The following is a 13,356-nucleotide window of genomic DNA, read 5'->3' as shown; positions in this document are numbered from 1 at the left end:
CGCCAAGGACATTTTGAGATATGGCAAGTCTGGTTCCCTGCCCGCATTGCGGGTCTCGCCCGAAAGAAGAATTCACCATCAAGGGTGCGGCACTCCCGCGTCCGGCGCCCGACGCGGGCGAGCAGGCATGGATGGACTACGTCTATCTGCGCGACAATCCGCGCGGCAGGTATGAGGAATTCTGGCACCACACATCCGGTTGCCGGCGGTGGCTGGTCGTGACGCGCGATACCGCAACCCACGAGATCGAAGCCAGCCGCGATGTCGCGCTTGCAGCAAGCCCGGAGGCGCGCGCATGACCTCCTATCGTCTGCCGAATGGCGGCTTGATCGACCGCCGGGCACCGCTTTCCTTCACCTTCGACGGCGCGCCATTGCAAGGCCTTGCGGGAGACAGCCTCGCGTCGGCGCTGCTCGCCAATGGCCGCCAGCTGGTCGGTCGCAGCTTCAAGTACCATCGCCCGCGCGGCATCCTCACCGCAGGCGCGGCCGAGCCCAACGCACTGATGACCATCGGCTCGGGCGGCCGGACCGAAGCCAATACCCGCGCCACGATGCAGGAACTTTATGCTGGGCTCGAAGCGCGGAGCCAGAACCGCTGGCCGTCGCTCGATTTCGACATCGGCGCGGTCAACAGCCTGCTGTCGCCGTTTCTCAGCGCCGGCTTCTACTACAAGACCTTCATGTGGCCGGCTGGTCTGTGGGAAAAGCTCTACGAACCCTTCATCCGCAAGGCTGCCGGCCTTGGCAAGGCGACGTACGAAGCAGATCCGGACCATTACGAAAAGTGCTGGGCGCATTGTGACCTGCTGGTGATTGGCGCCGGCCCAACCGGCTTGGCAGCGGCGCTAACGGCTGGGCGTGCTGGCGCGCGCGTCATCATCGTTGATGAACACACGATTGCCGGTGGCTCGCTGCTACATGAGACCGCGACGATCGGTGGCGAGGATGCACCGGCATTCGCGGCCCGCATCGTGGCGGAACTGCAATCGCTGCCGAATGTCCGTGTCATGACCCGCACCACCGCCTTCGGCTGGTATGACGGCAATGTCTTCGGCGCCATCGAACGGGTGCAGAAACATGTCCGCGATCCCGACCCCAATCGTCCCGTCGAGCGCCTCTGGCGCATCGCCGCAAAACAGGCGCTGCTGGCCACAGGTGCCGAGGAACGCCCGCTGGTGTTCGGCGGCAACGACATTCCAGGCGTGATGATGGCGGGCGCCATGCGCAGCTATCTCAACCGCTACGGCGTGGCGCCGGGCAAAAGCACGGCGATCTTCACCACCAATGATGCCGGCTATGCGCTCGCCCGCGACATGGAGAATGTCGGCCTGACTGTCGCGGCGATCATCGACAGCCGAGCGGATGCTTCATTCGCGTATCAAGGCAAGGCGCGATTGATCCGGGGTGGTGTCGTCACCGATGCCAGCGGCGGCAAATCCCTCAAGTCGATCGCCATCTCGGCAGGCGGCAAGACTGAAACCCTCACCGTTGATGCGCTCGCCATGTCGGGCGGCTTCAGCCCGATCATCAACCTTGCCTGCCATCGCGGCGGCAAGCCGCAATGGTCCGATACGCACGCCGCCTTTTTGGCTCCCTCCGGCCTGAAGGGAATCGAGATCGCAGGTGCCGCGGCGGGAACGGCAAGCCTCTCCGATTGCCTCGCAGGCGGTGCCGAACGTGGCGCGGCACTCGCCAATGCTTTCGGCTTCAAGGCGGAACCACTCGCCATCGGCGCAGTCGAGGGCGATATCGCGACCTCCGCTGGCAAGCCGCTCTGGTCCATTCCAGGCATCAAGGGCAAGGCCTTCGTCGATTACCAGAACGATGTCCACCGCAAGGATCTCGATCTGGCGGTGCAGGAAGGCTACGGCCATGTCGAACTCGCCAAGCGCTACACGACATCAGGCATGGCGACCGACCAGGGCAAGCTCGGCAATGTCAACGCCATCGGCCTGCTCGCCGAGGCGCGCGGCGTTTCGCCCGCCGAGATCGGCACCACAACGTTCCGGCCATTCTATACGCCGATCTCGTTCGGCGCTCTGACCGGCGCCCATGCCGGCCCGCATTTCCAACCGGTGCGCAAATCGCCGCTGCATGATTGGGCCGCAAAGCGGTGCGCGATCTTCGTCGAGACCGGCCTCTGGTATCGTTCCTCCTGGTTCCCGCGCGACGGCGAGACGCACTGGCGCGAAAGTGTTGACCGCGAAGTGCTGAACGTCCGTAGGAATGCCGGTCTCTGCGATGTCTCGATGCTCGGCAAGATCGAAGTCTGCGGCAAGGATGCGGCGGAATTCCTCAACCGCGTCTATTCCAACGCCTTCCTGAAACTCCCCGTCGGCAAGGCGCGCTACGGGCTGATGCTGCGCGAGGACGGCTTCATCTATGATGACGGCACGACAAGCCGGCTGGAGGAAAACAGGTTCTTCATGACCACCACAACCGCCTATGCGGCCGGTGTGATGACCCATCTGGAATTCTGCGCGCAGGCCCTGTGGCCCGATCTTGATGTCCGCCTCGCCTCGGTCACCGACCAATGGGCGCAGATGTCGATCGTCGGCCCGAAATCGCGGCTGATCCTGCAGGCGATCGTCGATGACGACATATCCGATTCGGCCTTCCCCTTCCTCGGCGCGCGCGAAGTGTCGCTCCTCAGTGGCCGGCTGCACGGGCGGCTGTTCCGTATCTCCTTCTCCGGCGAACTGGCTTTCGAGCTTGCCGTGCCCGCCGGTTACGGCGAGAGCGTCGCCGATGCGCTGATGGAGGCTGGCGAGCTCCACGGCATCCAACCCTATGGCGTCGAAGCACTCGGCGTCATGCGCATCGAGAAGGGCCACGTGACCCACAACGAGATCAACGGCACCGTCATCCCAGCTGATCTCGGCTTTGCCAAAATGGTCTCGGCGGTGAAACCGGACTTCATCGGCAAGGCCATGTTGAACCGTGAAGGTCTGCTGGCGGACGATCGGCCGAGTCTTGTCGGCGTCGTGCCGCTCGACCCCAAGACATCGTTCCGCACCGGCTCGCATATTCTTGCAAAGGGCGCGGATGCGACGCTCGAGAACGACCAGGGCTACGTCTCCTCCAGCGCCTATTCCCCGCATGTTGGCTCCACCATCGGTCTGGCTCTCGTCACACGCGGCCCCGCGCGCCACGGCGAGGAAGTGGTTGTGTGGAACGGGCTGCTGAATGAATTCACGCCGGCGCGCCTGTGCGATCCGGTCTTTGTCGATCCAGCGAATGAGAAGCTGCATGGCTGATTTCCAACTCATCCACCGCCCCGCAGTCCACGAGGCCTTCGCTTCGAGCGCGGGCGCCGTCACGCTTCAGCCATTGCCGGAAGGCCGGGTGATCCAGGTGCTCGGTAAGCCCGATGGCGACGACCCGCGCCAGATCCTTGGCGAGTTTGCCGGCGTGGAGCCACATGGCCTGCGCTCGGCGGGCCCCGGCCAATGGTTCATCGTCGGCGACTCCCCGATGACCCACGACGAGTTTCAGGCAATGGCCGCGAAGCTTGCCCAGCATGCATTCCTCGTCGACCAGAGTCACGGCCGGGTGCGTGTCGGCCTCAAGGGAACCCGGATAGTCGATGTGCTGGCGAAGGGCACGGGCGTCGATCTCGACCGGGTCGCCGTTGGGGAATCGGCCATGACCTTGGTGGGCCACATATCGGTGCACCTTACCCGCCTCGCGCCGGATGCGATCGAACTCATGGTGCTGCGTGGTTTTGCTGAAAGCCTGTGGGACGATCTGGTCCGGATGAGCCGGGAATTCGCCTGATCGGGGCTCACGCACCGCGCGCGGTCGAGACCCGTTTCAGTTGGAACAGCGCTTCGTTCATCTCCGCCGTGCCCTTTTCCTGACTGCCTTCGAGGAGCAGACCGGTCATCTCTTCCGCCGACACCGCCCTCGAATACAGATAGCCCTGGCCCAGCACGCATCCCATCGTCTTCAGGCGTTCGGCCTGGTCCGCTGTCTCGATGCCCTCGGCGACGACCCGGATGCCGAGACCCTTGGCGATGTGCAGGATTCCCTCGATAATACATCCGCCGGCGTCACCGGGACCGAGGCGATCGACGAAGGATTTGTCGATCTTGATGATATCCACCGGCACGGCAAGCAGGTGGGTCAGGGAGGCAAATCCCGTCCCGAAATCATCCAGAGCGACCTTGAGGCCTCGCGCGCGGAGCGCCTTGATCTCGTTTGCGACCGTCTTGTCGCGCTGGCTGATATAGACGGATTCCGTGACTTCGAGGATAGCGTGGCTGAGCGGCACACCCTCCGCCCCGAACGTTTCGGAAAGAAGATCGGACAATCCGCCGGCCTGGAAATCGGCCGCCGAAATATTGATCCCGACATGCTGGAAGGCGATCCCGCGGCCGAGCCATGCGCCGACATCTCTCGCAACCTGCTTGAGCATCGAGCGCGTCAGCGCGGCGGCGACGCGCGCATCCTTCGTGGCTTCATGGAATTGCGAGGCCGAGATGATGGAGCCATCCCTGCCGATCATCCGGCAGAGCGCTTCGACGCCGATGATCTCGGCGCTGTCGAGGCGCACGACGGGCTGATAATAGGCTCGTATGCGATCCTCGTCCAAGGCAAGTGCCACACTGCGGATCGCGTCGAATCGCGCTGAGATCGCGGTGCCGAGGGTCTCCTCGTGATGAATGAAGCCGCCCCGCTGTGTCTCCTTGGCGTGGTAGAGTGCAAGGTCGGCATTCTGGCGTACGGTCTCCGGCGTCTGGCCGGGATGGTTTCGTTCGGCCGCGCCGATCGTCACCGATGAGAAAACGGTATGGCCGTTGCAAATGAAGGGCTTGCTGGCGGAAGCAAGGATGCTTTCGGCAAGCGCAGCGGCTTTCTCGGCCGAAGCGGAATTGACGATCACCGCGAATTCGTCGCCGCCGAGCCGGTAGGCCTCGAAGGGTTTGACCGCGGTGGACAGCCTCGCTCCCACTGTGGCGATTAGCGCATCCCCTACATTGTGCCCGAACGTATCGTTGACGGTCTTGAGATTGTCGATGTCGACCAGCAGCAGGCCCCAGTCGTCGTCCTGGCAGGCACTGAGATCGTTTTCGAACCTGGCGCGGTTGGGAAGTCCGGTCAGGACATCGGTGAAAGCCAGCCTGCTATGTGCCTGCAATCGCTCCTGGCGTTCGAGCGCGATCATGCAAAGCGGTAGGCAGGTCTCGACGATATTCTCTTCGAGCGATGTAGGACCGCGCGTCTCCCGGAAGTAGAAGGCGAATGTGCCAATGACCCTGCCGTCGTTGCTGAAGATGGGACTCGACCAGCAGGCCCGCAGTCCCAGCGGCAGAGCCAGTGCCTTGAAATTCGTCCATAGCGGATCGCGGTCTATATCCGTGACGCTTACCGGCCGTCCGAGAAAGGCGGCTGTGCCGCAGGAGCCGACGTCCGGGCCGATGGGTAGATTGTCGAGTGCATCGGAATAATGGTCCGGCAGGCTGGGTCCGGCTGCCGGGTGCAGGCGGCCCTCAGCATCCAGTGTCAGGATCGAACAAATGATCCCGGGCACCAGGGTTTCGGCTTGCTCGCACAATCTGTTCAGCGTCGTTTCCAGCGCATCGCCTCGGGCGACCATCCTCAAGATGACGTTTTGCAGTTCCAGAAGCATGCCCGACTCCATACGACATGCCTAAAATACAGACTGACGTTTTCGGAAGCGTTAGGTCGATAGATACAACTTGAGCGATTTGATCCTCGACGCGAAATTCCTCTCGTTCGCGCGCTAACGCTCGTGTTAGCCGCCCGTGCAGGCAGCGCGGTAGTTGTCGAGGCTGCGCTGAACCGCGGCAACGACAAGCGCGGTTGGATCGAGCGGCTTGCCGAACCAGCCTTCGAAGCCAGGGAGGTGCTGGCGGAAAACCGTCGGCGGGGCGGTTCTGCCTTGTAGCACATTGATCAACGTCTGCACCGCAGCTGCCGCCTCTGGCTGATTCCAATAGTAGCGGATGCGGTCGGAATAGGAGTAATGCCGCTGCACGTGCTGTTCCTGCGGCCAGCCGTGATAGTGGCCCTGCCAGAAGACAGGATTGTCCAGCATCAGCTTTTCCATGGTTTTGAACAATGCGCGGGGCGGATAGCCTTCGATGAGATCGCTGGCGATGAGATCCAGGCCATAGAGTGCTTCCCGCAATACGAAGGTCAGCTCTGGCCCGACCTTGAGAATGGGAAAACCATCCTCCACAAGATGCCTGAGCGCCGCCCGTCCCTGGTAATCGGTCGAATGGGCCTCGTAGATGAGGCTCTGTTCCCGATCGAGCAATTGCGTCAGCCCGCGTGCCTTCGAGGGATCATAGATGACCACGTTTTCATTGCCGAATTCGACACCCGGCTGAACGACGAGGCCGATCACGCGCGAGAAGGTATCCTCCATGCCCGCCCGCCGGAACATATCGCGGTGAATGTCGATGGTCTGCTGCGCGGCCGCAACGTTGGTCGGTTCGAGCTCGGTGATCACATGATGCGCACCGCCGGGCGGCGGCACTTCGGTGCCGATGATATAGACCGGCATCTCGCCGCCAGCCTTCCGCGCAGCATGTTCCGCCGCCTGGGCCAGCCGCAGCGCCCGCTCGGCCGTTGTTGCATCATCGAGCGCGGCAGGCTCGCCGGCGCATCCCATCGATGCGTCTAGATGGATTTTGCGGAAACCGGCATCGACATAAGCCATCACCATGTCCTCGGCTTTCGCCATGGCCGAGGCGGCAGGCTCCGATCTCCATGGGTTGGGACCAAGATGGTCGCCGCCGAGGATGATCTTGTCAGTTGGCAGATTTTCCTCCGCTGCAATGCGCCGAACAAGCTGCACGAAATCGGCTGGCAGCATGCCGGTATAGCCGCCGAACTGATTGACCTGATTGCAGGTCGCCTCGATCAGCAGGATATCCGAGTAATGCGCGGCATTTCGGGCCGCGGCGCGTATCACCAGCGGATGCGCTGAACAGACTGAGGTGATGCCGAGCGGCTTGCCGTCGCGGCGCGATTGCGCCAGTTGTCTTAGGAATGCGGTCACAGCGCTGCCCTCGGCGTATTTGCAATGAACTCGTCGAGTTGCTGGCGGCTTCCGGTGCCCTCCATCGGGCCCTTGGCGGTGACATTCCGGGCGCCCGCCGCATTGGCATATTCCAGCGCCTTGTCGGCCGGCATGCCAAGCCGGCGACACGCGACATAGGCGCCACCGAAACAATCGCCCGCCCCGGTCGGGTCGACTTCTTCCACCTTGAAGGCCGGGCAATCCAGGCGCGTGCCATCGGAGCCGTAGAACGTCGAGCCCCGCTCGCCGCGCTTCAGTGCGATCTCGCTCGCACTGTGGGAGAATAGCGCTTGGATCGACGCCGTCTCTCCATCCACACCTGATGCCGCGAACAATTCGTCGCCCGAGGGGAGGATGAGGTCGGCGATCTCCACCAGCCTCGCGAAACGCGCCAGCATATCGCCCTGACCGAGCAGTTCCTTGCGCAGGTTGGGATCGAAGGAGATGCTGCCGCCCCGGTTCTTGATGACGCCGATGGCGTGATCCATGATGTCCCAGGCGCCGGGAATCGAAAATGCGGTTCCCATGACATGCAAATGTCCGGCACGGGCGATCAGCGCCATTGCTTCGCAGGTCAGGCTGAGTTGAGCGGCGGCGGATTTGGCGATGTTGTAGACGAAATCGCGCGAGCCATCCTCGCGATAACGCACGAAGGCGCTGCCGGTGGGATAGTCGGCGCTGACCGAGACGGCGGAGACATCGGCGCCATCGGCGCGCAACCGCTCGACATTGATGCGTCCGAAATCATCGTTGCCGACAGAGGCGATGATGCCTGCCGATCCGCCGATCTTGGCGCATTGGTTGATGAAGATCGCCGGAGCGCCGCTGGGATAAGGCCCTGTCAGCTCGATCGGCTCCAGGAAACCGTCGCCGCGATGGACCGCCATGATCTCCACCAGGATTTCTCCGATGGTGATGGTGGGGCCGAGCTCGTCGGGGGCGAGGGATGTACGGGTCATGGATGCATTCTCTTGATTTAATCTCAATTATGACCGGCCTATCCCGCATCCTCGGCGAAGCGCTGGCTCTCCATCGACAGATACCGCTGGTGGAGGATGCAGGCCGCGCCGAATGCCGGGCCGATCGTTTCATTGTCGTTCATCACAATATCGGGCATCGGAAAGCTCGCCTCCTGCGTCGACCGGATGTGGTGGGCGACGCGGGCAGCCATCAGCGGATAGAGCGCCGCCACCGATCCGCCCAGAACGATCCGATCCGCATCGATGACGCGACAGGCCTGGATGAGGCCGATCGCCAGCGCTCTCGCCCACTCCTCGGCGATCGTCACCGCGCCGGGCACGCGATCATGCACATCTGCCAGGAATGTCTGGAACGTCGGTTCGGCCTTGCCGGACACGTTGCGATATCCATGCATGATGTTTTCGAGGCCGAGCACCTGTTCCAGATTCCGGTCCGGCTGCGAGACGCCGTCGATCCTGAGATGGCCGACCTCTCCGGCCAACCCATTCGCGCCGCGAAACAGGCTGCCATTGACGATGATGCCGCCACCGACGCCGCTTTCCATGACGAGGAACAGCGTAACGCCCGCATGCCGTTCGTTGCGGCCATATGTGGCGCCGATGGCGAAGGCATTGGCGTCGTTCTCCGCCACAACAGGAACGGAGACGGGCAGGACGTCCCGAACGCGCTCCACGAGCGGCACGTTTTCCCAGCCGAGCAGTGGCGCCAGCCGGACAAAGCCGTGCCTGTCCATCTGCGCCGGTGTTGCGATACCGAGACCTTCGCAACGATCGCGCCTATGGGCGGGGATCGCTTCGAACGCCATCTGCACCGCGCGCTCGACGGCTTTCGTGACACCGGCGGAGGCGCCGTCGAAGGGCTCGACGCTGGTGGAGATGATATTGGTCGCGAGGTCGATCTCGACCGTGCTGATATGCTCGACGCCGATTTCGACGCCGACGAAGAACACGGCCTCCGGCACGAGTTCGAGCATGATGCCCGGCCTGCCGGCATGGGTCGGGTTGGCGCGAACATAGTGGTTTTCGCTGACTTCGCGCACCAGCCCATCGGCGGTCAATCCGGCGATGATATGGCCCGAGGACGAGCGGTTGAGCCCCAGCTTGCGCGCCAGATCGGCGCGGCTGAGGCGGCCGAACTGATGCAGCGCCTTGAGGGCAGCCACTTCATTTCGTTGCCTGATGCCGCGCGGCGAACTGGTGATCAACACCGTCTCATTCACATAAAAGTCTCCCCAAATGCATGGCAGGACGGAAAACTGATGGCACAAGACGGAAAGCCGGTAAAATGCTGATATCGCACGACACCGACTTTCCCCGCATGTTCGCGCTCAAGGACCGGCATTTGTGGCGCGCCGGCGGACAGCTTCTTCCATTTTGAGATCGATAAACGCCTTGGCATGCCTGGCGACCGGCATGTTGTCGGTCCAGGTATCGCGCCAGATCGCGCAGGCCAGCGACAGGCCTTCATCCACCACGGCGCTCGAAAAGGATTCGAATGTGATGTCCCTGGTATAGCCGATGTCGAGGAGCGCATCGAAGATCCGGTCGAAATCGATCACGCCATCGCCGAGATAGCCGCGATTGCTTTCGCCGATGTGGAAATAGCCGATCTTGTCGGCAGCGAGCCGGATCGCCGCGGCGGGATTGGCCTCCTCGATATTCATGTGGAACGTATCGAGATGCAGCGTCACATGGTCGGAGCCTGTCTCCTTGATGAAATCCATCCCCTGCGCAGTCGTGTTGAGCAGGTTGGTCTCGAACCGGTTGACGATCTCAAGGACGAGGTCGACACCGGCGGCCTTGGCGATGTCCCCAGTCCGCGCGATCGCCCCGATGCTGTTCTTGCGGCCACGATCCGTCGGCATCCTGGAATATTTGGTATGGGCGGAATAGAGGATGCCACCCAGCTTGGTGCCGCCGATGTCGCGCACGGCCTTCACTGCATCGGATAACAGCTTCTCGCCCGCCTTCACCACCTCGGCGTCGTCGTTCGAGACATCCGCGTTGAGCGGCAATCCCATGGTCACGGCGATCTCGAGATCGAGCGCGGACGCTCGTTTCGCCAGTTGGTCGAGGTTGAATTTCTCGGGCCGGAGATAGGCGAACTCTATCAGCCGATATCCGCAGGCCGCCGATTTTTCCATGGCATCCTCGAGCATCGCCTGGGTGGCGCCGCCCGTCCAGACGAATGAATGTATTCCCAATCGGCCCATGTTTTTCCTCCTTCCCGCACTGGCGGAATATTTATGTTGTTATGCGCAACAAATTTGCCGCACTGCAGCAAACTAAAATGTCGGTAGCCATTGAATTGATCTTAGTCGTGCGAACCGGTCGACAGGTCTCGGCTTCATTCTTCTCGAAATGAGCGAAATCTCCGCACCTGGTGGCCTTCCTCATATTGCCGCCAAGCACTTAAGCAGTTTGTCATTGACTTATTTGTAAAGAATATTAATTTGTCTTGTCAAGCAACATATAAGCCTGAAAATGCATCGAGGCCGGGAGGAATTGAATCATCGCCGAGCGCATGCCTGTGCGTGTCCGCCAAATCGCGTGGATTCAGGGCCGGCGACCGCCGATTTGAAATTTGAAAATTCTTATGCATTGATGTCGCGGGGAAGAGGAGCCCCAGGAGACGACTTGGGAGACTGCGGATCAGAATGAGCGAGGCGGCTACCGCCTCACTGGGGAAGAGGAGTCATTCAATGAAGGCCGATCTGAAGATCGTTCCGGACTTCGAAATGATCATTTGTCCGCCTGCGGAATCCTTCCGCTGGAACATGCACGACTATCCATATTTCGGCGCCAAGTGGCACTATCATCCGGAATACGAACTGCACCTGACGCGCGCGACATCCGGCGTGATGATGGTCGGCGATCATATCGGCGAGTTCGCGCCGGGCTGCCTTGTGCTGACCGGCCCCAACGTGCCGCACAATTGGGTCAGCGACATCGAGCCGGGCAAGCTCATCCGCAATCGCGACATGCTGATCCAGTTCAGCCCCGAATGGGCCGATCGCGTCACCGCCTTTTGCCCGGAACTCGGAACCATAAGACCGCTTTTCGAGGACGCGGTCTTCGGGGTGGAATTCACTGGCGCCACGGCGCTCGCGGGGCAGCGGTTGCTCGCCCAGATCGGTGCCGCGCATGGTGCGGAGCGTGTGGTGCTTTTCCTGCAATTGATGATCACGCTGGCGCAAAATCCCAAAGAGCGGCGCAAGCTTTCGCGCCTCGCGCCGACTTCCGCGCGGGTGGAACTGCCGCCGGAGCTCGACGTCGCCATGCGCTACGTGCTGGAGAACTATAGCGAGGACATCGACTTCGCGTCCGTGGCGAAGCGCTGCGGCCTGGAACCCCAGGCTTTCTCGCGGTTCTTCAAGCGCCAGACAGGTCATACCTTCGCGCGTTATGTCATCCTGGCGCGCGTCTATGCCGCCTGCTCGCTGCTGACCCAGACCTACCGGCCGATCACCGATATCTGCTTCGAAGTCGGCTTCAACAATATCGCTAATTTCAACCGGCAGTTCTTCAAGATCTGCGGGCGAACACCCTCGGATTACCGGCGCAATGCGCACAAGATCGGCACCGACGCACGGCCCGATCCGTTCCGGGAAATCCGCGCATTTTCGGCCGGCTTGGTCGTCGGCGAAAAAGTATAGATCGCCTGCAAAGCACGCGTGGCATCGGGTCAAACCCCGCTCTAAGCTTTTGGAACGCTCATGGGAACGAACTTCGGACGATAAATCCGGTGACGATCCGGAAAGCGAAGGATGCCTGAACGCCGGGAGGAGCCGTGCGTCAGGTCATGGGAGGACCCGGCTTGTACCGGGTGCGAGACCTTGCCTGCAGGCCGCCGGCCGCAGGATGCGCAGACACCAAGGAGGAGGAATCATGATCAGGAAAAGTGGAATTGGAATTGCCGCGCTTGCGATCAGCCTGCTGGCAAGCGTGATGCCCGCACGGGCCGACTTCTGGTCCGATGCCGGTGCGAAGTACAAGGGCGTCGTGCTGCACGGCGTGACCGAAAGCACGCCGCCGTCGAATTACATCAAGGACGTCCTGGCACCGGAATTCGAAAAGAAGACCGGCATCAAGGTCGAGATCGAAACGACCTCCTGGGACCAGATGTACGACAAGGCGATCAAGGACATGGAAGCCAAGACCGGCCTCTATGACATGGTCTATATCGAGCAGGACATCATCTACGCCTATCTGGCGCGCAACTTCCTCGTCGATATCACGAAATCGCTCAAGGACGACCCGTCGCTGAAGGCGCCGGATTTCGATGAGTCGCATTTCACGACCTTCGCCAACTACTTCAAGAATGCCGATGGCGACATTTTCGGCATCCCCATGGAAGCCTTCATCAAGGTCTATCTCTATCGCACGGACCTCTTCAACGATCCGAAGATCAAGGAAGCCTTCAAGAAGGAAACCGGCAAGGATCTCGTGCCTGCCAAGACGCATCAGGAATATACCCAGATCGCGGAATTCTTCACCAAATATGGCAAGGACAATGGCATGGAGCTCTGGGGCACGACAGCCCAGGCGCATACCGGTCATCCAGCGTCCTGGTATGAATTCTTCGAGTCGATCGCGCCGACATACGGCGTCTACAACTGGGGCATCGACCCATCGAAGAACTATGCCGCATCCGTCGAGAATGGCGGCCAGATGAACAGCGACAAGGCGAAAGCCGCCATGAAATACTGGCTGCATCTGCGCGATATCGCTCCGCCTGAATCGGCTGCCTCGACATGGACGGAAGTCGGCACGACTTTCGCTGCCGGCCGCGTCGCACAGGGTCTGGTCTATGGTGAAAACGCCGCCTGGATCGCATCCGATGCCGAAAAATCCAAGGTTGTCGGCAATGTCGGCGTCGCTCTGCCGCCGACGGAACCCGATGTCCTAAAGGAAGTCGAAGCCGGCAATGGCTATCTCGGCTACTATGACGGCGGCGCCTTCGGCCTGCCGGTGACCTCCAAGAACAAGGAAGCGACGCTGCTCTTCCTGCAGTTCATCGGCCAGGATTCGGTGCAGGCCGACTGGGCGGTTGCCGCTCCCCGCATCACCAACACGGCGACCTACGACGACCCCAAGGTCATCGAGATGGATAAGAAGCTGAACGGCTACTACACCATGCTCAAGGACCAGGGAAAGCTGTTCGCCGGTGCGCCGCCCTTCCCGTTCCATGCCCAGGTGCGTGAAGCGACAGCTCCGATCTTCTACAGGATCCTTCTGGGCGAAGTTGGTCCGGACGAAGGCCTCGACCAGATGGCGGCCGCCGCCGAAGCGGAACTGACGAACCTCGGCTACCGCAAGTAAA

10 protein-coding genes are annotated in these 13,356 nt (G+C 61.5%); 5 read left to right on the top strand and 5 right to left on the bottom strand.

All coding sequences use genetic code 11. The annotated features are described in order from the left end of the window. Positions 1–20 precede the first annotated feature (20 nt). Genes ACSQ26_RS24200 through ACSQ26_RS24190 form a run of 3 tightly spaced genes read left to right on the top strand, consistent with a single transcriptional unit; the run spans position 21 to position 3,779 of the window. Positions 21–299: a sarcosine oxidase subunit delta gene (locus tag ACSQ26_RS24200; protein WP_436013458.1), complete on the top strand. Its 279-nt coding sequence runs from the start codon at positions 21–23 to the stop codon at positions 297–299. Next, a complete protein-coding gene (locus tag ACSQ26_RS24195; RefSeq protein WP_436013456.1) occupies positions 296–3,259 on the top strand; it encodes a sarcosine oxidase subunit alpha in 2,964 nt (987 codons plus the stop codon). The genes ACSQ26_RS24200 and ACSQ26_RS24195 overlap by 4 nt, the downstream gene beginning before the upstream one ends. Beyond that, a complete protein-coding gene (locus ACSQ26_RS24190; protein WP_436013454.1) occupies positions 3,252–3,779 on the top strand; it encodes a sarcosine oxidase subunit gamma in 528 nt (175 codons plus the stop codon). The genes ACSQ26_RS24195 and ACSQ26_RS24190 overlap by 8 nt, the downstream gene beginning before the upstream one ends. A 7-nt stretch (positions 3,780–3,786) precedes the next feature. Here the strand turns inward: ACSQ26_RS24190 and ACSQ26_RS24185 are convergent, their stop codons facing one another. The 5 genes from ACSQ26_RS24185 to ACSQ26_RS24165 form a co-directional block, all read right to left on the bottom strand. Further along, positions 3,787–5,634, bottom strand: coding sequence for a putative bifunctional diguanylate cyclase/phosphodiesterase (locus ACSQ26_RS24185; protein ID WP_436013452.1), 1,848 nt, complete (start codon positions 5,632–5,634; stop codon positions 3,787–3,789). Positions 5,635–5,760: 126 nt separating this feature from the next. Further along, positions 5,761–7,032 (bottom strand): D-tagatose-bisphosphate aldolase, class II, non-catalytic subunit, encoded by a 1,272-nt coding sequence (locus ACSQ26_RS24180; protein ID WP_436013450.1) that lies wholly within the window; start codon positions 7,030–7,032, stop codon positions 5,761–5,763. After that, positions 7,029–8,012 carry a tagatose kinase gene (locus ACSQ26_RS24175; RefSeq protein WP_436013448.1) on the bottom strand — a complete coding sequence of 328 codons (984 nt, stop codon included), beginning with the start codon at positions 8,010–8,012 and terminating at the stop codon, positions 7,029–7,031. Before ACSQ26_RS24175 ends, ACSQ26_RS24180 begins: the two co-directional genes overlap by 4 nt. A 38-nt stretch (positions 8,013–8,050) precedes the next feature. Further along, positions 8,051–9,253, bottom strand: coding sequence for an ROK family transcriptional regulator (locus ACSQ26_RS24170; RefSeq protein WP_436013446.1), 1,203 nt, complete (start codon positions 9,251–9,253; stop codon positions 8,051–8,053). Positions 9,254–9,361: 108 nt separating this feature from the next. Next, positions 9,362–10,246, bottom strand: a complete 885-nt coding sequence (locus ACSQ26_RS24165; RefSeq protein ID WP_436013444.1) for a sugar phosphate isomerase/epimerase family protein — start codon at positions 10,244–10,246, stop codon at positions 9,362–9,364. A gap of 489 nt (positions 10,247–10,735) precedes the next feature. On the opposite strand from ACSQ26_RS24165, the gene ACSQ26_RS24160 reads away from it, so the two are divergent. Then, complete coding sequence (locus ACSQ26_RS24160) at positions 10,736–11,689, top strand: helix-turn-helix domain-containing protein (protein WP_436013442.1); 954 nt, start codon at positions 10,736–10,738, stop codon at positions 11,687–11,689. Between the two features lie 292 nt (positions 11,690–11,981). After that, positions 11,982–13,355 carry an extracellular solute-binding protein gene (locus ACSQ26_RS24155; protein ID WP_436015445.1) on the top strand — a complete coding sequence of 458 codons (1,374 nt, stop codon included), beginning with the start codon at positions 11,982–11,984 and terminating at the stop codon, positions 13,353–13,355. Position 13,356: the final 1 nt, after the last annotated feature.

Origin of the sequence: Rhizobium sp. LjRoot254 (assembly GCF_964254105.1) — a bacterium.
Lineage (GTDB): Bacteria > Pseudomonadota > Alphaproteobacteria > Rhizobiales > Rhizobiaceae > Rhizobium_E.
Note: the sequence above shows the minus strand (reverse complement) of the source record. Positions and strands in the feature narration are given on the sequence as shown.